Consider the following 21,193-nt stretch of genomic DNA (forward strand, 5'->3'; position numbering starts at 1 on the left):
CTGCAACTGCCTTGAGATTGGTTGCCGGTTAATACTTGTTGGCGATAAACAGTTCCTTGGACGGGAACAGCGTGATCACCTGGCAACCATCGGGGGTCACTACGACTTCCTCCTCGATACGGGCGGCACCATTACCGTCAGCCGCAGGGCAATAGGTCTCCAGCGCAAAGACCATTCCTTCCTGCAATTCGAAGGGGCTGTCAAACGATACAAGCCGACTGATAATGGGCCGCTCGTGCAGCGCCATGCCCAGACCGTGGCCAAACTGCAGGCCGAAGGCTTCCATCTCGTTGGCGAAGCCAAAGTCCGTCGCCTTGGGCCATACCGCCGCAATCTTGTCGGTGGTCATACCGGGCTTGACCAGCTCAATGGCGGAATCAATCCATTCCCGAGCCTGCTTGTAGGCATCCTCCTGCGACTTGGTAGAACTGCCGATATTCAGAGTGCGGTAGTAACAGGTGCGGTAACCCATGAATGCCTGGATGACATCAAAAAATGCCTGATCACCCGGCCGGTACATGCGATCAGTGAAGTTGTGGGGGTGCGGACAACAGCGTTCACCGGATACGGCGTTGATCGCCTCCACGTCATCGGAACCGTTGTCGTACAGGAACTTGTTAACCAGGGCCACCATCTCGTTTTCACGGGCGCCCGGGCGGAGCTTTTCTGCCAGGTGATCATAGGCACCATCCACCATCGTGGCGGCCATATTCAGCAGGGTGATTTCATCCTGGCTCTTGATCTGGCGCGCATCCAGCATGACCTGCTGCACATCCCTGATTTCCAGGCCCGCTTCCTGAAGCGCGAATAACATAGGTGGCTCGCAAACATCCACGCCAACCGGCATGTCGGCAACGCCCTCGGCTTTCAGGATATCCCGGATCTCTTCGGCAGCGCGCTTGAAAAGGCCAGCCTCCTTACCAATGGACCCTCTCAGCCCCAGCATGCCAGCACGACAACGTTCCTGCTTCAGCCAGGGTGCGTAAATGCGGTGGTGGGCGGCGGCTGAACCGAAGTCCCAGAGGTAAGGGTCGGAATTGCCGGTAAACAAGGCATAGCGACAGAACTTGTCTCGGGTCCATTCACCGATAACAGAGCTGGTGAGGTACCGGATGTTGTTGTTGTCGAAACACAGGATGGCACCGAGATCGGAGCCGGCCAGAGCTTCCCGCGCCCTGCCAGTTCTGTAGCGGTGCAGCCGGTCGTAATTTACACGTTCTTCAAAATCGACATGCATCCTGCCCGGTGCCGGTATGGGACGCCCCCAAACCCAATGAGGATCGACATCCTCGGAACGAACAATGGTTGGTTCACTCGGTTTTACTGTCTTGGCCATGACTCCTCCTCAATGCGGCGGCAAAGATAAGCCTGCTCTGGTAATGGAAACTTGCGTTCCATCTCTTCTTTGTCACACTTTAGTGCAAACGTTTGCGTAATTCAATTAAAAAGGAGACAAAGAGCATTTGCGCAATCAAGTTCGTGTATAATTCAGGGAATGTAGTATTACAGCTAAATCAAACGCAGAAGCTCACGACGTAATTTCACGTTGCTATCAAACTCCCTATCAGATACTGGATTCACGTTTTGGTACACAGGAAACGGGTAACACTTCGCGATTTGGCCGAACACCTCAATATAAATACCTCCACGGTTTCCCGCGCCTTGAGTGAGAAATCAAGTGAGATGATTTCCCCTGATGTCGTCAAACGCGTGAGAAAAGCCGCGCGGGAAATGGGCTACAAGCAGAATGCGGCCGCGTACGCCCTCAAGGTCGGAAGCACCAAGACCATTGGCATGATCATCCCGGACCTTATGAACCCCGTGTTTCCACCGATCATACGGGGGATACAGAGCGTCCTTGATCAATATGGGTACACAGCCTTTCTGGCCTACAGTCAGAACAACGAAGGCACCGCCCATACCGAAGTGGAGAGGCTTATCAGCCGGGGCGTCGACGGCATCATCTACGCGGCTGCCTTTCGCAAGGATAGCGTCGTGGAGTTGTGCAAGAGTCAGGGTGTTCCCCTGGTTCTGGTCAACCGGGTGGTCGATCAGGGTGATGTGGATACGGTAAAAGTGGACGACTCACTGGGCATCAAGATGGCAGTGGATCACCTGCTTGAGTTGGGCCACCGCAAGATTGGCTTTATTGCCGGCCCCAAGGATATCTCTGTTTCCTATATCCGGCTGCGCGCCTTCACGCGGACAATGGCGGAGCATGACCTTGAAGTGGAGCCCCACCGCATCGTGGAGGCTCATGCCCTGTCAGAAGCCGCAGGCACGCAGGCCATGTCGGTATTTCTGGGGCAGAACCCCGACGCCACCGCCGTTATCGCGTCCAATGACCTGATTGCCCTGGGCTGTTTTACCGCCCTGAAACAATTTGGCTATAGCTGTCCGAAGAGGCTGTCCATCGTGGGCTTTAACAATATGCCCTACCTCGACTGGTTTGCGACGCCGCTGACCACGGTCTCTATTCCACATTTCCAGATGGGCGAACGGGCGGCAGAGCTACTGCTCAAGCGCATAAAATCCGAGAATCTGGACTACAACGAGGAAGTGCTGCTGAAGCCGAAACTCGTCATCAGAGACTCAACCGCGCCCGTGATCCGTCCCAAGCAAAAAAGCGACGCTACATAGCGTCGCTCTACTGACACTGCCAAAGCAACGATCACACAGTCTGGCCAGTAATGGCTCTGATCAGCGTATCTTCAGTTACCTCATTGCGGTCAAAGCATTGGGTAATGCGGCCATCGTACATGGCGACAATCCGGTCACTGACGGTCAGCACCTCCGGCATTTCCGAGCTGACAACGATCACCGCCAGGCCGGATTTTGCCAGCTCCCTGATCAGATGATGGATCTCTGATTTGGAACCAACGTCAATTCCTCTGGTGGGCTCGTCAAGGATGAGGATCTTTGGCGAGGTACTTAACCATTTACCAATGACCACCTTCTGCTGATTACCACCACTGAGGTTGAGCGTTTCATATTCCCAGCCGGGGCATTTGATTCGAAGCTTTTCCATATACTCTTCGAATATGGTTCTTTCAGCAGCGGTATCTATCCAGCCGAATTTGGTAAATTTGCTGATGTTGGCCAACGTGGTGTTGTCCTTGCAGCTCATACCGAGAACAAGGCCCTGTTCCTTGCGGCTCTCCGGCACCAGGCCAAGACCATGATCGATGGCATCGCACGGGGAATTGATGACCAGGTCTTCTCCGTTGATCTGGACACTTCCGGTATCAGGCTTACGCAGACCGAAAATGGTTTCCATGACCTCGGTACGGCCAGCCCCCACCAGGCCGTAGAATCCGACGACTTCACCCACATGGACATCGAATGAAATGTCGGAATACAAACCCTCGATACCCAGGCCATCGACCTTCAGCGCCTTGTTGCCCAGTTCCGGCGGCTCATGCTCAATATCGGCATCCAGATCACGGCCGATCATGCACTGAGTCACTTCGTCTTCATTGGTTTGCGCGGTTTCAAAAGTGCCCTGGTAGGTGCCATCCCGCAGCACTGTAATGCGGTCGGAAAGTTCAAAAATCTCATCCATCCGATGCGAGATGTAGACAATGGCCGTGCCACTTTCCTTCAGCTCTCTGATAACACCAAACAGCACTACCTTTTCGTAGTCCGTCAGAGAGGCTGTGGGTTCATCGAAGACAACCACCTTGGGCTGGAACACCAGCGCGCGAGCAATTTCTACCATCTGCTGGTTGGCAATTGAAAGATGACCAAGCGGATCCGTGGGCTGGAATTTGCAGTTAAGACGCTCAAGGATCTCGCCACACCGCTGGTTCAGTTGACGATTATTGACAAGCATTCCGCCAAAACGGGGAAGGTTTCCAAGGAAAACATTCTCCGCCACGCTCATGTCCGGAACCAGGGAAAGCTCCTGGTGGATCAGCAACACGCCGTGGTCCCTTGCCTCCAGAGGACTCGACATGGTCACAAGCTGATCCTCGAGAATGACCTCACCCCCGTCCGGCTTGTAGATGCCCGCCAGTATCTTCATCAGCGTGGATTTACCAGCGCCGTTTTCACCAAGAAGGGCATGGACTTCACCTGCGCGCACATCCAGGTCCACGTTATCCAGGGCCTTTACACCCGGGAAAGATTTACTGACATTTTTCAACCTCAGTAGGGGTTTCTGGTCTGGCTGCAGGTTCGCCGATTCGTTACTTTGTGCTGTCTCGACATGCATACTCATGCTCCTACCCCTTGCCCCTGCTGCTCAGAGAAACGTTTGTCGATAAAGAGGACGATGATCAGGATGGAGCCCAGGATGATCAGCACGTAGAAGGAAGGAACCTGAAGCAGGTTCATACCATTTCTCAGAATGGCAATCGCAAGGACACCGCCAAGGGTTCCGATAATGCTGCCATAACCACCCGTAAGGCGGGTCCCTCCGAGCACCACTGCCGTTATCGTCCAGAGCTCATAATCACGACCAAGATTTGGCGTGGACGCGCCCATTTCGGTGGACAACAAAATGCCTGAGAGCGCCGCCATAAAGCCGACGAAAATGAAATTGAATAGCATATGGGGGCCAACACGAATACCCGCCTCTTTGGCAGCCGCCCTGTTACCACCAACCGCAAACACATTGCGTCCGTGAATGGTGTACTTCAGCAACAGGTGGGAAACGACCGTCATGAAGATAAAAATAAACGCCATCACAGGTATGAAAAAGACCTCGCTGGCACCGAAATCAGAATACGCCAGGTCTTGTGCGTAGAATGACTCCTCTCCGGTATATATAAAGACCAGCCCTCTCACGCCTATCATTGCACCCAGGGTGACAATGAAGGCGTCGACGCCGGTTTTCCAGGCAATAATGCCATTGAGGGCACCAATCAGAATGCCCGAAAGCAACCCGACCAGCACCGCGCCTGTTATGCCCAGCTCAGGTTGCAGCCCTACAGCGAGACTTGCCGCAAGTGCCAGGGTGGCACCGACTGACAGGTCAATATTGCCGTTGATCATCACAAATGTCATACCAAGGGCGATCAGGCCAATAGTCGATGCCTGCACCAGGATATTGGTGAAATTACCCGTATCGAAGAAATACGGTGATGCAAAGCTGAAAAATACAAAACAGGCCAGAACAAAGATCCATATCGGCTGTTTTTTTATTGAGGCAAAAAGTTTATTCATTGCATTTATCCCCGTTATAGTTCGGGTTTCAGTAAGAGCTGAACAATTTTCCGCGTTTTGCTGCTATATCGAGCCAGACTGCAGCAATGATAACCACCCAGGTGACAAGCCACTGGCTGTAGTAGGGATATCCCAACAACTGAAGGCCGTTCTGGATTAACGCAAGAATGAGTACGCCAATAACGGTTCTGACAATGCTCCCTGAACCACCAAGAAGGCTGGTTCCGCCAAGAATGACGCCCGCAAGAACCAATAACTCGTAGCCCTGACCAACGTTATTCTGGGACCCCATAACCCGTGACCCCAGAATCAGGGCAGCACAGGCAGTGGTGAACGCAGAGAGCAAATAGGTACTGAAGACAAGGCGGTTTCTGCGCAGGCCCGAGAAGAGTGCAGCGGTTCCATTACCACCAATGGCAAAAACCTTGCGGCCGAAACTGGTTTTCAGAAGCACAACCTGCAATACGATTGCTGACACTATAAATATTAACGCTGGAACCGGAATACCGAAGAGATCGCCTCGTCCGAAGATATCAAACCACGTATTTTCGTCATTGGATATATCGACATTTTTACCACCGGTGTACACCAGGGTAATACCCTGAATTGCAGACAGCATACCCAGGGTGACAATAAGAGAGTTCAATCTCAGATAGCCAATCAGGAAGCCATTGACGGACCCGATCAAAAGGGTAAATACAAACATCAGCGGGATTGCCATACCGGGCCCGACCTTGTCATGAAGATCGACCACCAGAACCGTGGCAAAAGATAGCAGGGACCCTACAGACAGATCGAGATTTCCCCCAATGACGACAAACGTTACGCCCAGTGCGATGGTTCCGATAATGGACGCCTGCATCACCACTTTGAAAAAGTTATCTGTACTGAGAAACTTGTCCGTCGTCAGTGAAAAAATAACAACACATAAGAAGAAAGCTATTGTAATACCATGCTTTCCAAAAAACTGAAGCGGTGTTATTTCTCTATTGGTTAATCCTGGTCTAAATGAATCCAGCAATGCTTTCATTATTCGACTCCACTAACTGGGGGCCCTTAATGTCAGGGACCCCCATTTATTGTCAGATATCCCGGTTCAGAAAACAGGCTTTTCAAACTCGTCCATGTTTTCACGGGTAATCTTTGGAGTGTCGAAGTAGCTCATCTTTTCGACTTCTTTGCCCTGAGCAACGGCAATAGCGGTCTCCAGCGCATTGCGCGCATCCTCTGCGGGTGACTGGTATACCGAACCATGGTATTCACCCCGAGCCATTGCTTCATAACCAACCGCGAAATTGGTCGCACCAATGAAGATCATCTCATCCGCGCGATCTTCAGATTTGGCAGCATTCAGGGCACCCACGCCCATGTTGTCGTCGCCAGCATAGACGCCATCGATCCGGTCATAACTGGTCAGGAAGTCTTCCATGGTGCGCTGTGCTTTCTCGCGATTCCAGTTACCGGGCTGTGAATCCAGAATTTTCACATCAGGACAGACTTCCGCCAGCCTGTCCTCAAAGCCTTTTTGCCGCTCTTTGGCTGTTGTGTAACCGGGCTGTCCGGTAATCTGTACAATCTCACCTTTGCCACCAAGCTGATCGCACATCATTTCCGCAGAGTAAGCACCCTGCTTTATGTTGTCCGGCCCCGAGAAGGCAGCAATCAGGGGCTGACCGGCTTCAGCAATATTGGAGTTGGTGACAACGACCGGAATCCCTGCTTCCTTCGCCCTCTTGACCGCAGGAACAACCGCCTGACCATCGGTCGGCCAGATGATGATCACATCGACCTGCTGCTGGATCAGATCCCTTACCTGGGAAATCTGGCGGGCAACATCACCACCGGCATCCAGGACCACGGTTTCCACATTGTCTGTCTCGTCAGCAGCATCCTTGAAGGCCTGCTCATAGGTAGTCTGGTAGCTGTCCACACCCACATTGTTCTGGGTAATACCAATCCTGAAAGTTTCCGCCTGCGCCATCCCTGACAATCCCAGAGTGAGGGATCCGGCGAGAAGGGAAATTTTGCCGATATGCTGGATGATTCGAACTGAACTGATCTGAACTTTCATTGTTTTGACTCCGTTGCTTGTTTTTTTACGGATATGAGAGTTATTGAAACCTCATTGTTAATCGTTGCAGACTGCAAGCAATAATGCAAACGTTTGCACTAGTTTTTTCTGTTTTTTTGGAATTGGTCATCAGTGCTGATGCCCCTCCTCCACCTGCCCTTGCTCCACAAGCAGAACTTCCGTTGTAATCAACAGTGTCGCCAGCGAAGATGCCGTCTGGAGCGCCAACCTGGTAACTTTGGTAGGGTCGATGATGCCGGACTCAAACAGGTGCTCTACGTTCCCTGTTGCAGCATTCAAACCGTAGTCGAGACTCCCTCCCCTGATATTTTCGATAATCACGCCAGGCACCAGGCCAGCATTTTCCGCAATGGTTGAGATCGGTGCTTCCAGAGCCCTGATGGTCAGTGCGTATCCGGCCGCTTCATCGGGCGTCAGTTCTGCCGGCGCACGCATTTTTTCGATCACCCTGATCAGCGATACACCGCCACCTGGTACGTATCCTTCCTCGACTGCTGCACGCGTGGCCTGGATGGCATCACCAATACGATCCTTTCTTTCTTCCAGCTCGACTTCTGTTGCTGCACCGACTTTGATAACGCCGATACCACCGGAAAGCCTCGCCTTTCGCTGCATCAGCTTTTCACGGTCGTAATCTGAAAATGCATCCGGTATCTGCTGCTTGATCTGGTCGATGCGATCTGTGATCGCATCCGGGTCACCTGCGCCATCGATAATGGTGCAGGTATCCTGGGTTATCACGACTCGCCTGGCACTGCCCAGATCCGGCTCCTGGAGGTCTGAGACGGCGACGCCCAGCTCACTTGAAACCAGCCGGGCGCCGGTCAATACGGCTATATCGGCAATCATGTTTTTACGCCGGTCACCAAAACCCGGTGATTTAACCGCCGCCACTTTTACACGGCCTTTCATGTGGTTGACGATCAGCGTAGGTAGGGTGTCATGCTCAAACTCTTCGGCAATGACCAGCAGTGGTCGCCGCTCTCTTCCGACTGTCTCCAATAACGGAACCAGGTCATTGAACGAATCGAACTTTCCATCGATCGGCAGAATCAGCGGGTTTTCCAGATCCACCGACATGCTTTTGTGGTCGTTGATGAAATGAGGCGAGGCATACCCGCGATCAAACTGCATGCCTTTGACCAGCTTCAGCTCCAGGTCAAGGCCGGTCCCATCCTCAACCGTAATGACCCCTTCAATGCCAATCTCACTCATGGCGTCAGCAATCATCTTGCCCACTGCACCATCGCCATTGGCCGAGATGGTTGCGATACGGCGGATGGACTCAGGCTCATTGCACGGCCGTGACATGGTATTGAGCGCATCGACCGCATCTTTTATTGCCTGCTCTATACCCCGTTTGATGGCAACCGGGCTCATGTTTGCCGCAACCGCCCTCATTCCCTCATTCATCAGTGCCTGAGCGAGGACCGTTGCCGTAGTGGTGCCATCGCCTACTTCTTCATTAACCCTGGATGCGACATTACGGGCAAGACGCGCCCCCGTGTCTTCTATCTCGTCGGATAACTCCGTTTCCTTCGCAACCGAAACACCGTCCTTTGTCACATAGGGCAAACGATCCTTCTTGCTGATAACCACATGACGCCCACAGGGGCCGAGCGTGGCTTTTACGGCATCGCCGAGGGTGTTGATTCCCCGCAACAGCGAGTTGCGGGCTTCCTGGTTGAACTGGATGTGCTTGGCTGACATAGCAATAGGCTCCTTGATAGTTACGGTGAAGAATCTTTACTGGTTGCGGGTCCAGGCGAGCACATCGTCGGTGTGAATAATCACTCTGCTGACACCGGCGTCCGCTACCACTTCGCCCTGCCCGGCGGCAAAGTAAACAGTGTCGCCCTTCTGAAGACCTTCAAGGCGGGTTCTGGCGTCATAACCAATCTCGACAACACATCCTTTTGGCGACTCTCCGGTGCTTCTGTGCGACATGACAATACCTTGGGCGGATTCTTGCCGTTGCTCTATCAGCTCCAACACAACGCGGTCTGGGGCGGGGTTCAGCGTCATAACAGGTTTCTCCGATTGGTAAATTCGTTGTTGTTACTTATATTTATTCCATGCAAAGGAAATTGTTCAATTCAATGTAGCGCAATCGTTTGCATTTGTAAATCCGGTTCGCTAGACTTGCTCTAACACTCGAAACCCATACAAAGACAAAAGCTGGGAGAAGTTATGGACAAGACACGTTTAAAGGGCAAGAACTGCCTGATTACCGGGGCTGCCAGAGGCATTGGTGCGGCTGTTGCGGAGCACTACGCGGCGCAAGGCGCAAAGGTCTGTGTAGCAGATATCAATCTTGAGGGGTGCCAGGAGGTTGTTTCCCGTATCAAGGAGAATGGCGGCGAAGCCATAGCGGTTACTCTGGACGTTACCAGCCGGGAACAGATGAAGGCAGCCGTCCAGGCGACCGTTGATGCGTTTGGCAGCCTGAATGTGATGCTCAATAACGCGGGCATCAACAAACCCCTGATGTTTCTTGATATCACCGAGGAAAACTGGCGCCAGATCATGGATGTGAATGGCTGGGGTTGTCTGCTCGGAATGCAGGAGGCCGCAAAGCAGATGATTGCCCAGGGCAAGGAAAACGGCCCCTATAAAATCATTAATGTCGGCTCGATTCTCAGCCGACAGGCCTTTGACGACGTCATCCCTTACTCATGCAGCAAGCATGCAGTACAGGCAATGATCAACGGTGGCGCCAAGGCACTGGTCGATCACAATATTACGGTCAACGGCTACGGACCGGGTGTTGTCAGAACGGAACTGTGGGAGCAATTGGACAAGGACCTTGTCGCCATCGGGAAATTCGAAAAGCAGGGGCAGTCGATGGACGAACTGGCCGAAAAAATGATCCTGATGAAGCGATATTCCTATCCAGAGGACATCGTGGGAACAGCCTCTTTCCTCGCCAGCAGCGAATCCGACTATATGACGGGCCAGTTGCTGATGATCGATGGCGGCATCGTACTCCAGTAAGAAAGTCGGTCTCCACGAATGTAAGCTGAATAGCGCTTCGTCGATGATGCCCTGACGCTAAACCGGCATTCCATTGTTGTTGTGTAGTGTTGTTTCTAACCCCCCTTGTCAAAGGGAGTTTGCGCCAGCATCTTGCTGGCGCTTTTTTTATTCCTCTCCTTCGATTTTAAACACTTCTGGTTAGATCCAGTGCGTCAAAACTGCCGGCCTTCCACCAAAGAACTGTGGTAAAACATCTGTTTTTTGATGCAAACGTTTGCATTATAGATCAGCTTTTGCTAAAAATTGAATGTGCAGTTGCACACCTCATGTAAACAAAAACAATTCGGAGAGAACCATGACTAGTGTGATACCGAAGGTTAGATTTAATTTTCAGAGCCTACCTGCTGTCGCTGGCGCACTTGCAATGCTTTGCACTTCAACAGTAATGGCACAGGATTCATCCGATAACAGCATGGAAGATATGCAGCGCCGGATCGCAGACCTGGAGGACAAAGTACCTCTCAGGGTCGGGGTTGGCGTAGAGACACTTTACATCCTCGCAGACAGTGACGAATCCAGCCGTGACAAGGTCGGCAACTATTTCCTCGACAAGTTCGAACTGTCCATTAACGGAGATTTCGACGGCGGGCTCTATTACCGGTCCAGATGGGATTACCAGGTTACCCAGCAGGCCTTTTTCCCGGCCTGGACCTATGCCGGGCTGGAACACAATGACGACTGGTCGACGGAAGTCGGCGTCATTATTCAACCACTTGGAGCGGGCGTGGACGGCTCCTATTACGACAACAGTTTTTTGAGTGACGTTCCGCTATGGCTGGGCCTGGCCAACAACTCCGAGCCGGGCATCAAAACCAAGTTCAAGCAGGGCAATATGGACTGGGTGTTCGCCTTTACCAAAAACGCCGAGCTGGCCAGCTCACCTACGGCCCGTTTCCGCCCTGATCTCATCGCACAAGACGACCTTTCCGAAGTGGAACTGAATAATACCTTCCACGGTGGCGGTGCCTACACAATTGACCTGGATGGAGCGAGCCTGCAACTGGGTTCCAACGGGCAATACGGCGACCTTTATAACACGGTGACAACTGAGAGCGGGGGCGAGCATTGGGCGGCAACTGCGTTTGCCAACTACAATGCCGGGGGCTTTGCATTGACTCTCCAGGGCATGGCGTACGACTACAACCTGGAAAGAGCGCCTGTGGGCGGCCCCTCAACCACGGATACTGTTTACCTGTCACAGGGCAAACCGATTCCGGCCAGTGGCAACGTCTACTCAACCCGGATTTCCTACACCATGCCAACGTCCGTTGGCGTCTTTGACACCGTCAAGTTCTATCATGATTACGATTTTCTCGACAGTGGCAGCGACGACACCATTTCTTCTGACGACACCCAGTTCAGCATTGCCGGCGTTCACCTCTCAAGGGGCGCCTTTAATACCTGGGTAAGTCTGTATAGCTCCAAGAACGCCGATTTTGCGAACGGCGGTCCTGATGACGACACATGGAACACACAGTTCACGATTGTAGGTGCTCTTTATTTCTGATCACGCTTTCTGAACCTATCACGGGCAAAGGACTGCCGTTACACATCAAACAGGGTGCTTGCCAAGACTGCAGAATCCTCAACCGATGAACTCTGGATAACTGTCATGACCTCTAAAACCAAAACCCGGACACGAACAAAGACCGCATCGAGTCTGAGCAAAGAAGAACACCTCCGGATGTATACCCAGATGGTCCGCATCCGTACTTTCGAAGACAACGCAAACCAGCTTTACCTCGCCGGCAAGATGCAGGGCCTGACCCATATGTATTCCGGTGAGGAAGCCGTTGCCGTGGGCATCTGCGAGGCACTGACCGACAGTGACCGAATCACCTCAACCCACCGGGGCCATGGGCACTGTGTCGCCAAAGGCGCCAATTACAAAGAAATGTTCTGCGAATTGCTTGGCAAGCAGGAAGGCTACTGCCGGGGCAAGGGTGGATCCATGCACATCGCCGATCAGAGCCACGGCAACCTCGGCGCCAACGCCATCGTCGGCGGTTCCATGGGTATCGCCACCGGTTCGGCGCTGCGGGCAAAACTGCTTGGCCAGGACGATGTAACCGTCTGCTTCTTTGGCGATGGTGCCACCGCCCAGGGCCTGCTCTATGAGGTCATGAACATGGCCGCTTTGTGGAAATTGCCGGTCATCTTCGCCTGTGAGAACAACGGTTATTCCGAGTACACCAAGACCGAAGAAATCGCCGCTGGCTCTATCACAGCGCGCGCCGAGGCCTTTGGCATCGAAGCATTCCAGATTGATGGCCAGGATGTTCTGGCGGTCAACGAACTCAGCAAGAAACTGGTCGCGCGCTGCCGCGACGGTGACGGACCTTTTTTCCTGGAACTGATGACCTACCGCTATCACGGCCATCACGTCGGTGACATCAACCGCGAATACTACCGCTCCAAGAAAGAAGAAGCTGACTGGAAGGAAAACCGCGACCCGATTATTCGCTTCCGAAGCTGGCTGGTGGAACAGGGCATTGCCAAAGAAGACGAGATCGAAGCCCTGAATGCCCAGATCAAACAGGACGCCAAAGAGGCTGTCGCCTATGCCGAAGCCGCCGCCTATCCGGGCCTCGAAGAGGTGGACATGCACGTTTACGCTGAAACCGACCCCGCCACGCTGCAGGCCGGGAAGTGAAGGAGATCGCCATAATGAGAGAAATCACACTGTCCCAGGCCGTCAACGAAGCACTGGCCGAGGAAATGCGCCGCGATCCCACGACTTTCATCATCGGTGAAGATGTGGCCGAAGCCGGCACACCCTTCAAGGTGTTGTCCGGGCTGGTTGAAGAGTTCGGCACCAGCCGGGTCATCGACACTCCTATTTCAGAGCCGGGTTTTGTTGGCATCGGCGTTGGCGCCGCCCTGACCGGCGCGCGCCCCATTGTGGACCTGATGTTCGGCGATTTTATCTATCTGGTGATGGACCAGCTCTGCAACCAGGCCGCCAAGCAGCATTACATGTCCGGCGGAAAGCTGAGCGTGCCCATGGTTCTGCGCACCAACCTGGGCGCTACCCGTCGATCCGGCGCCCAGCACAGCCAGTCGTTGCAGGCACTGGTTGCCCATATTCCGGGAATCAAAGTGGCTTTACCCTCCTCGGCCTATGAAGCCAAAGGGCTGATGAAAACCGCCATCCGGGACAACAACCCGGTCGTGATCATCGAAGACAAACTGATGTACCAGGACAAGGCACCGGTACCCGAGGAGGAATACCTGATTCCTTTCGGTGAGGCCAATATCAAGCGCGAAGGCAGCGACATCACTCTGATCGGCACGTCCTCCATGGTGCAGGTCGCCGAGGCCGCCGCGAAGATCCTTGAGGCAGAGGGCATCAGCGCCGAGGTGATCGACCCGCGCACCATAGTGCCGCTGGACGAAGACACCCTTTTGAAGAGCGTCCGTAAAACCAGTCGCGCCATCGTTATCGATGAGGGCCATCAGAACTATGGCATCACCGGTGAGATCGCCAGTCGCCTCAACGAGAAGGCCTTTTACTATCTTGATGCACCCGTGCTGCGCATGGGCGCAATGGATGTGCCGGTGCCCTTCAGCCCCGTGCTCGAGGATCTCACTGTACCAACACCAGAACGCGTCGCCGAGAATGCTCGCCGGCTCTGCGCGGGGGAGATGATCCATGCCGCTTGACGTCATCATGCCAGCACTCGGGATGGCGCAGGACAGCGGTGTCATCCTTGCCTGGCACAAATCACCCGGGGACCCGGTTGCAGAAGGGGACGCCCTGTTTGAAGTGGAAACCGATAAAGCCGCGATGGAAGTCGAAGCACAGGGCTCCGGCTTCCTGACTGATGTTATGGCCAAGGCCGGAGACGAAGTGCCTGTCGGGCAGGTCCTCGCACGCATTTCGGACACCCCAGAGGACACCGGAACCAAAACAGAGGCTTCCCCGGATGCATCCGGGGAAGCCGATACCCAAGCCGACCAGGCGATGCCGGAAGGTGAGCCGGTCATAATGCCCGCACTGGGCATGGCACAGGACGCTGGTCAGATCGTCGCGTGGCGCAAATCACCAGGCGATGCTGTTACCGCCAGTGATGTTCTGTTTGAGGTGGAAACCGACAAGTCCATCATGGAAGTCGAGGCGGGTCACGACGGATTCGTCGCAGCGCTTCTGGCGGAGGCTGGCGAAGAGGCACCGGTCGGTGATGTCATCGCCATCATCTCCAGTGAAAAGCCGGAAGCACCTATCCAACGCAGCCTCAAGGATCGCGGAACGGCGACACCGGCCGAAGCCGCACCAGCGCGCGAACCGGCGCCCGCCAAAGAATCACCTTCAAAAACTTCTGAATCGCGCCCGACAAAGCAGGCCGTTCCTGCAATGGGCGGGCGGATCCTGGCATCGCCCAAGGCACGGCGACTGGCACTCGAGCGAGGTCTGGATCTGACTCGACTGGCCGATCATGGGTATCCCCAGCCCTATCATGTAAAGGATCTGGAAGTTCTGGAGCGCCTGCCCACGGAAGCCGCTCCACAGCTTTCAACCGCAGCACCTGCCCGCTACCTGTCTGCTCATGTGGAGACGAATGGGTTCGACGATTTTGCTGCATGGGCTGCGAGTGAAGCCGGTCTGCCCGATGCCGGGTCGCTGTTGGCGGCGTTCGCTGGATCAAGCCTGGAGCGGGCCCATGTAACAGTAGCCCTGGAAGCATTTGGCAAGACCCGAATGTTCGCGGTGCATGGCCGGTGGCTGAGTGACGTCGCCGAAGCCGACCCGGAGGCCCGGCCTGATTTGCGGCTGCGGGACTTGCGGTTTGGTCGCCTGATTGAGGTTCAGGCGGGGCCGGAAGATACCCCGGTGCTCAGTGTCATGGCCTCGGGGGCGGGGCTGAAGCTGACGCTGGAGTGCGCTGCAGAACAACTGGATGCCTCCGCAGCCATTACCCTTCTTTCCAATTTCGCAGGTCGGATGGAGCAGCCGCTCCGTCACCTGCTCTGAGTTATGGAGCGGACGCCAATCATGACAGATATTATTGCACCACCTTCGGTTAGGGCGTTGGCCAGGGAAAAGGGCATCAACCTTGAGGAACTTGCTCGCAATCTTGGCCGTACGAATATCGTGCGAGAGGATCTTGATAACACAAGTCCAACCGCCGCCAATAGCAATACCTCCGACACCTCGCTCTGGGATGTCGATCATTCCCGCCATGGCAAGGTGCGGGAAGAGCCCATGAGCCGCTTCGCCCAGGTCGCCGCCTCAAACCTGGCTGCCGCACAGACGCACATTCCGGCAGTAACGCATCACGAGCGCGCCGATATCAGTGCCGTCGAAGCCTGGCGCCGTAAGCTGAAACCAGAGGCGCAGGCACGCGGGGTAAAGCTGACGGCGCTGGCCTTCCACGTTGTGGCACTGGCCCGCTGCCTGCAGGAATTCCCTCGCTTCAACGCTTCGCTTTCTGCTGACGGACAGACACTGGTGCTCAAAGAGTACGTGCACATCGGTATCGCTGTAGATACCGCTCATGGGCTGATGGTCCCGGTGATCCGCAATGCGGAAACCAAAGGGCTGTGGCAGATCGGCGCGGAGATCGCGGATCTGGCCGCCCGCGCGCAGAATCGTAAGATTGCCGCCGACGAAATGGGGGGTGCGTCTATGACAATCACCAACCTGGGCGGAATCGGAGGGATCGGCTTCACCCCAATCGTCAATCCTCCCGAGGTGGCCATTCTGGGACTCACTCGACCCGAAAGCATTCCCGTCTGGGATGGCGACGCTTTCCAGCCTGTCCCGATGGTTTCGGTTGACCTCAGCTATGATCATCGCGTTATCAACGGTGCTGACGCTGCGCGGTTTTCTGCGCGCTACTCATCGTTACTGTCTGATCCGCGGCGAATGATGGTATGAACAACGGTGTGGTGGTCATTCTTGGTCCAGGTTCCCCCCTCCCGTTTCCAGTGGGGGTAAAGATTGACCACCATCCAATGTACCAGGCAGTTCGATGGTCAGGGCTGAGGCCAGGTGGCAGTTGACGAAGTTTCAGATACTCAACACCCGGCCATCACGAACCGACGCCAGCACTGGCAACTGCCCCAGCAAAACCTCGTAGGGCGACCGCCCCTGAAGCACCACGCACCGGGCGGGCAACCCTTCCTCAATGCCGTACTCTTTCAGATCCAGTGCCGCAGCGCCGTTATCGGTAATCAGTTCAAGGCAGTGGTCAATCCACCCCATCCCCAGCATGTGACAGGCGTGCAGACCCACATCCAGGGTACGTAGCATGTTGCCGTTCCCCAGCGGGTACCAGGGATCGCGGATGGAATCCTGGCCGAACGCCACCTTCAGCCCGGCGTCCAGCAGTTCCGGGACACGGGTCAGACCGCGACGTTTCGGGTAACCGTCGAACCGGCCCTGCAGGTGCAGGCTCTCGGTGGGCATCGACAGGAAGCGCAGGCCGGATTTCTTCAGCAACCGGAACAGCCGGCTGCAGTAATGGTCGTTGTAGGAACCCATGGCGCAGGTGTGGCTGGCGGTGACCCGGGAGCCATAATCAAGCTTCAGTGCTTCGGCAGCCAGAACTTCCAGGAACCGGGACTCGGGGTCATCGATCTCGTCGCAGTGTACGTCTACCAGAAGGTCGTGCCTGTGGGCCAGGGCCACCAGCCATTGGACCGATTCAACACCGTAATCCCGGGTAAATTCGAAATGGGGAATGCCACCGACGACGTCCGTTCCAAGGCGCACCGCCTCCTCCATCAGCTCCTTACCCCGGGGAAATGACCAGAGGCCTTCTTGGGGAAACGCCACGATCTGGAGATCCACGGTTTCAGCCATTCGCTCACGCACCTCAAGCATGGCCTTCAGGCCGGTCAGCTTCGGGTCTGTAACATCCACATGGGTACGGACGTGCTGAATGCCATTATCGGCAAAAAGCCGCAGTGTCTGTTCGGCCCGGCCGATCACGTCGTCGCGCGTAAGGCTGGCTTTGCGCTCGGACCAGCACTCGATACCCTCGAACAGGGTGCCGCTCTGGTTCCAGCGTGGCTCGCCCGCGGTCATGGCCGCATCCAGATGGATGTGCGGCTCCACAAATGGAGGTGCGACCAGATTCCCGCCGGCGTCCAGCTGGTCTTCCCCCGCCTCTTCCGATGCATTCTGGGCAGTAATGGCACTGAACCGGCCATCGGCAATGTTCAGCCGGTACAAACCCTCACGGCCCTGCAGCCGGGCATTGATAATAGCGTTCAGATTTTCACTCATAACATCTCCATACAGGTGTCCACTGGATTGTCCTCCTCGCAACTGGATGCTCCCGAGGCCCGGGAGTTCCGGAATGTCGCGGCAGGTCAGAGGCACTTACACGGCTCCCAGAACCTGGGCCCGGCGGTCGCGCACGGCGCCACTGACCACCAGCACAACCCCGTAACTTGCCGCGGCAACCAGAACGCCCACGATCGGCGCGATCCATGGCGAGGTATAGGCCGCCGCAGAACCTATGGCGTAAGCCGCCAGGCCAGGAACGTTGAATGCGGGCAGCGTCACTGTTTCGAGGGACGGGTACTCGCGTTTGTAGCCAATGAAATAGCTGGCCATGATGACGCCCCCGATGGGCGGAATGAAGGTTCCCAGCAGCACAAGGAACGGAATAAGCCACTCGTACATACCCAGAACAGCCAGCAGGGTGCCAACGGCCGCACCAGCGACTGTCACCAACTTGCGCCGGCGGGTACGGATCATGTTGCACCCGGCAACGGCAAAGTTGTATACGGTATTATCCTGCGTTGTCCACAGATTCAGGAACAGCATGAGAATACCCAGGGTCGCCAGTCCCTGCGCCACCATGATGTCGACGATATCCGCCTGCTGGTAAACCAGTGCACCAAAAGCGCCGATCAACGTCATCAGGCCGTTGCCCAGGAAGAACGCCAGCAGAGTCGCAATCACAGCCGTTTTCCCGGATCTGGCAAAACGGGTCCAGTTGGTTGCCTGGGTGCCACCACTGACAAAGGTGCCAAACACCATGGTAATGGCAGCGGCCACCGTCATTTCATCGGAAGGGGTTATGGCAAGCAGCCCGGCGAAGCCGCCTGCGTCCGAGGTTGCGATGGTCATGCTTACGGCCACCAGGATAATCATGGCCGGTACCGCGAAGCGGGACAGCATCTCCAGGCCCTTGTAGCCGATGAACGCGGTTATACAGAAGCCGAAACCGAACACCACCATCAGTGGTGTGGTCCAGCTTTCCGGCAAGCCCGTCAGTTTGACCAGAAGAATCGCCATGGTGGCCGTACCCCACGCGTACCAGCCGATCTGGGTGAACCCGAGAATGAAATCAGATAACTTGCTCCCCAGTTCGCCAAAGGTAAACCGGGACATCAATGCGGTGTTCAGCCCGGTCCTGGCCGCGATGTAACCCAGTATGGCGGCATAGGTTCCCAGGAGGAGGTTACCCGCCGCCAGTACCAGCAGCATGGTGGAAAAATCGAACGCGACACCGATACTGCCACCGGCCCACATGGTGGCGGTGAAAAAGGTAAAGCCGAGGAGCACCAGGCCCATGGACCAGACACTGCGGCGCTGGTCCATGGGCACCGGGCTGAGCGGATAATCCTGTTCTTGAGGTGTTGTCTGTGAGGTCATTGCCTTGTCTCTCTTTGATGAAAACACGCAAGAGAGATGGCAACGTCTGTGCCATGTGGCAATTAAACCCACTCCCATGTCATGCCGCCGCAACCGCTCTTGTGCAATCTGCACAAGCACAGTGGGAACGAACGCAGACTGCCGTGGGGCCTGACCCCGTGTGGTGCAAAAACCCACACCTGAATCCACAATGGTGCGCTGCCCACGGCACCTGACTCCGGGTCAGGCAACCTCCTGCCCCCTCACCCAGGCAGCCCGAAACGTTTCCGCCGCCACGCCTGCCAGGAGCCCGAAAAACGGGTCGGCCCAGACGGTCACCAGGGCTGTGATGGCGATGACAGGCCAGCAGGACGGCCTGGCGGTCCAGAGACGCCTGGACAGCGCAAGTTTGGCAGCCGCCACAAACAGCAAGGCTCCGAGGCCAGCCATGGGCATGGCCGCAATCATTGCGAGACCGCCGGGTATGAAGGCAACCAGAAGCAAGCCTGTTCCCAGCAGAACCGGCGCCAGGCCGGTGCGGGCGCCGAAGCGATGGTGTGCGGCCACACCACCTGCTCCGTGACACATGGGCAGGGCACCAATGGGTACCAGAAAGAGATTGGCCAGGCCGGTGGACACCGACAGCCGGGCCGGCGAGACCCGTTGCGCCTGTTCGCCGAAGTAATCCCCGGCCACCAGCGCAGTCAGTACGATGGCGTTGGTCAAGGTGAGGGCCATCTGGGGAAGCACCAGCGTGGAAATGGCTTGTTGCCAGTCCTCCAGGGTCGGTAGCCCAGGCAATGAGATCACAAAGGGTTCCGCAGCCGGAAGAGTGAGCCCCGGCGCCCCCACCACCGTGCCGATTACCACTGACCCGACAAGCCCGACCAGCGCCGCTGGCCAGTCTGGCAACAGTTTCAGGGTAATGCCGAGGATCGCCAGCGTAACCACCCCCAGCGGCAGGGACGTGGCCATCAGATCAACGCTCATGAAGGCCAGCATCAACCCCAGGCCAAGCTGAAGGCCGCTTAACACCGATCTCGGAATAAGACGGGCTGCTCCATTGATCCATCCGGTCGAACCAAGAATCAGCAGGATCACGCCGATCAGCACACCACTGGCCACCAGGCTCTGGGCACTCACCTGGGTTGTCAGCAACAGTGCGGCCACCGCTTTCATGGGCTGCACGGGTATCGGCAGGCGATAGTACAGCCCCGTTGCGATGTAGAACACGGCAAATCCGAGCAGCACCGGAACCGGAGCCAATCCTGCCAACCCGATAGCCCCCAGCCCCAGGGGAATCAGGGTGCCAATATCACCCAGGGCGCCGCTGGCATCCCTCACTATCGTTTTTTGTACGGAAGGCATTCAGCCTCCTGGTTGATTTGCCTTGTTGTTGTTATTGAAGCTGTTCAGGCGTTATAGACGACCTTCCCCAGCTCACTGATATCATAACCACCCAGCGCCTCGGCGCGCTGCACGAAGCGCTCGCATCCGGCAAATGCCAGCAGGCGCTGCAGGGCCGGCTCAAAGTAATGGCGCCTGCGCATCGCCAGGTCAAAATGTTCCTGTTGCAGCGGGATAAACGCCAGCCCCTGGCGCCGCGCCGCCGCTTCGATACCCACCCCGATGTCCGCCTCGCCCTGGCGAATGGCCAAAGCGAGGTCGTCCTCGCTGAGCGACGGGTGAGCAGCCCACTCAAGGCTACTGGCATCAATGCGGTGGCGGGCCAGCAGCCCCTGCAGCAAATGGCTGACGCCGGCATCAGGCTGGCGATGGGCCACACGAAGACCGGGGCGAGCGATGTCCTCAAGTCGGGCCAGTCGATGAGGGTTATCGGCAGCCAGAAGCAGTCCCTGCTGGCGTTTTGCCCACCTGATCAGCACCAGATCCCGCATCCCGCTCAGCCCCAGCGTGGCAGGGTCATTGTAACGCTGGCTTTCGGAGTGCCAGATATGCATCCCGGCAAGCATCGCGCGCCCGTCGATCAATCGTTGTACGCCGTCGCCGCTTCCCTGGCACAGCAGGGCAAGCTCTGCATTGCTCTCCTTCACCGCCCACTCCAGCAGCGGGTCCTGACTGCCTGCAAGAACCGGCGGAATCGGAGAACTGACAGCATCGTCACCTTCCAGATGGTTCATCAGCCACAGATCTATACGCTGACGCGGGAACAATAGCTTTCCCGTCACCCGCACACAGGGAATAACGCCCTGGCTGACCAGATCGTAGACTTTGCGTTCTTTCAGCCGCAGATACTCGGCAGCTTCGGCTGTGGTCAGGTAAGCGGGAAGGGGCATGGATCTCTCCTG

At 55.9% G+C, this 21,193-nt stretch carries 18 protein-coding genes; 7 read left to right on the top strand and 11 right to left on the bottom strand.

Annotated features, from left to right (window positions below):
- Positions 1 to 28 precede the first annotated feature (28 nt).
- Positions 29 to 1,336 (bottom strand): Xaa-Pro peptidase family protein, encoded by a 1,308-nt coding sequence (locus HLUCCO03_RS09965; protein WP_027830703.1) that lies wholly within the window; start codon positions 1,334 to 1,336, stop codon positions 29 to 31.
- 281 nt (positions 1,337 to 1,617) lie between these two features.
- Here HLUCCO03_RS09965 and HLUCCO03_RS09970 point away from each other — a divergent pair, with 281 nt between their 5' ends.
- Entirely contained in the window at positions 1,618 to 2,640 is a 1,023-nt protein-coding gene (locus HLUCCO03_RS09970) for a LacI family DNA-binding transcriptional regulator (RefSeq protein ID WP_051603758.1), read from the top strand.
- Between the two features lie 31 nt (positions 2,641 to 2,671).
- Here the strand turns inward: HLUCCO03_RS09970 and HLUCCO03_RS09975 are convergent, their stop codons facing one another.
- The 6 genes from HLUCCO03_RS09975 to HLUCCO03_RS10000 form a co-directional block, all read right to left on the bottom strand.
- Positions 2,672 to 4,219, bottom strand: a complete 1,548-nt coding sequence (locus tag HLUCCO03_RS09975; RefSeq protein WP_292016683.1) for a sugar ABC transporter ATP-binding protein — start codon at positions 4,217 to 4,219, stop codon at positions 2,672 to 2,674.
- Positions 4,216 to 5,166, bottom strand: coding sequence for an ABC transporter permease (locus tag HLUCCO03_RS09980; protein ID WP_027830700.1), 951 nt, complete (start codon positions 5,164 to 5,166; stop codon positions 4,216 to 4,218). The genes HLUCCO03_RS09975 and HLUCCO03_RS09980 overlap by 4 nt, the downstream gene beginning before the upstream one ends.
- Before the next feature lie 28 nt (positions 5,167 to 5,194).
- A complete protein-coding gene (locus HLUCCO03_RS09985; protein WP_051603757.1) occupies positions 5,195 to 6,196 on the bottom strand; it encodes an ABC transporter permease in 1,002 nt (333 codons plus the stop codon).
- 66 nt (positions 6,197 to 6,262) lie between these two features.
- Positions 6,263 to 7,237 carry a sugar ABC transporter substrate-binding protein gene (locus HLUCCO03_RS09990; protein WP_197025637.1) on the bottom strand — a complete coding sequence of 325 codons (975 nt, stop codon included), beginning with the start codon at positions 7,235 to 7,237 and terminating at the stop codon, positions 6,263 to 6,265.
- Positions 7,238 to 7,366: 129 nt separating this feature from the next.
- Entirely contained in the window at positions 7,367 to 8,968 is a 1,602-nt protein-coding gene (gene groL, locus HLUCCO03_RS09995; protein WP_027830697.1) for a chaperonin GroEL, read from the bottom strand.
- A gap of 36 nt (positions 8,969 to 9,004) precedes the next feature.
- Positions 9,005 to 9,283 (bottom strand): hypothetical protein, encoded by a 279-nt coding sequence (locus tag HLUCCO03_RS10000; protein WP_027830696.1) that lies wholly within the window; start codon positions 9,281 to 9,283, stop codon positions 9,005 to 9,007.
- 165 nt (positions 9,284 to 9,448) lie between these two features.
- On the opposite strand from HLUCCO03_RS10000, the gene HLUCCO03_RS10005 reads away from it, so the two are divergent.
- The 6 genes from HLUCCO03_RS10005 (at position 9,449) to HLUCCO03_RS10030 (ending at position 16,172) form a co-directional block, all read left to right on the top strand.
- Entirely contained in the window at positions 9,449 to 10,252 is an 804-nt protein-coding gene (locus HLUCCO03_RS10005) for an SDR family oxidoreductase (RefSeq protein ID WP_027830695.1), read from the top strand.
- 454 nt (positions 10,253 to 10,706) lie between these two features.
- A complete protein-coding gene (locus tag HLUCCO03_RS10010; RefSeq protein ID WP_027830694.1) occupies positions 10,707 to 11,801 on the top strand; it encodes a hypothetical protein in 1,095 nt (364 codons plus the stop codon).
- Between the two features lie 105 nt (positions 11,802 to 11,906).
- Entirely contained in the window at positions 11,907 to 12,947 is a 1,041-nt protein-coding gene (locus HLUCCO03_RS10015) for a thiamine pyrophosphate-dependent dehydrogenase E1 component subunit alpha (RefSeq protein WP_051603756.1), read from the top strand.
- 11 nt (positions 12,948 to 12,958) lie between these two features.
- Positions 12,959 to 13,957, top strand: coding sequence for an alpha-ketoacid dehydrogenase subunit beta (locus HLUCCO03_RS10020; protein ID WP_197025703.1), 999 nt, complete (start codon positions 12,959 to 12,961; stop codon positions 13,955 to 13,957).
- Entirely contained in the window at positions 13,947 to 15,266 is a 1,320-nt protein-coding gene (locus tag HLUCCO03_RS10025; protein ID WP_027830691.1) for a biotin/lipoyl-containing protein, read from the top strand. The genes HLUCCO03_RS10020 and HLUCCO03_RS10025 overlap by 11 nt, the downstream gene beginning before the upstream one ends.
- A gap of 21 nt (positions 15,267 to 15,287) precedes the next feature.
- A complete protein-coding gene (locus HLUCCO03_RS10030; protein ID WP_051603755.1) occupies positions 15,288 to 16,172 on the top strand; it encodes a 2-oxo acid dehydrogenase subunit E2 in 885 nt (294 codons plus the stop codon).
- A 132-nt stretch (positions 16,173 to 16,304) separates the two neighbouring features.
- Here HLUCCO03_RS10030 and codA read toward each other — a convergent pair whose 3' ends face one another.
- The 4 genes from codA to HLUCCO03_RS10050 all read right to left on the bottom strand — a co-directional run bounded on the left by codA (position 16,305) and on the right by HLUCCO03_RS10050 (position 21,181).
- Positions 16,305 to 17,525, bottom strand: coding sequence for a cytosine deaminase (gene codA / locus HLUCCO03_RS10035; RefSeq protein WP_036197205.1), 1,221 nt, complete (start codon positions 17,523 to 17,525; stop codon positions 16,305 to 16,307).
- Positions 17,526 to 17,621: 96 nt separating this feature from the next.
- Entirely contained in the window at positions 17,622 to 18,905 is a 1,284-nt protein-coding gene (codB, locus tag HLUCCO03_RS10040; RefSeq protein WP_027830690.1) for a cytosine permease, read from the bottom strand.
- Positions 18,906 to 19,127: 222 nt separating this feature from the next.
- Positions 19,128 to 20,252 carry a putative sulfate/molybdate transporter gene (locus tag HLUCCO03_RS10045; protein ID WP_027830689.1) on the bottom strand — a complete coding sequence of 375 codons (1,125 nt, stop codon included), beginning with the start codon at positions 20,250 to 20,252 and terminating at the stop codon, positions 19,128 to 19,130.
- Positions 20,253 to 20,296: 44 nt separating this feature from the next.
- Complete coding sequence (locus tag HLUCCO03_RS10050; protein WP_027830688.1) at positions 20,297 to 21,181, bottom strand: helix-turn-helix transcriptional regulator; 885 nt, start codon at positions 21,179 to 21,181, stop codon at positions 20,297 to 20,299.
- Positions 21,182 to 21,193 lie beyond the last annotated feature (12 nt).

Source organism: Marinobacter sp. HL-58 (assembly GCF_001314605.1).
GTDB lineage: Bacteria > Pseudomonadota > Gammaproteobacteria > Pseudomonadales > Oleiphilaceae > Marinobacter.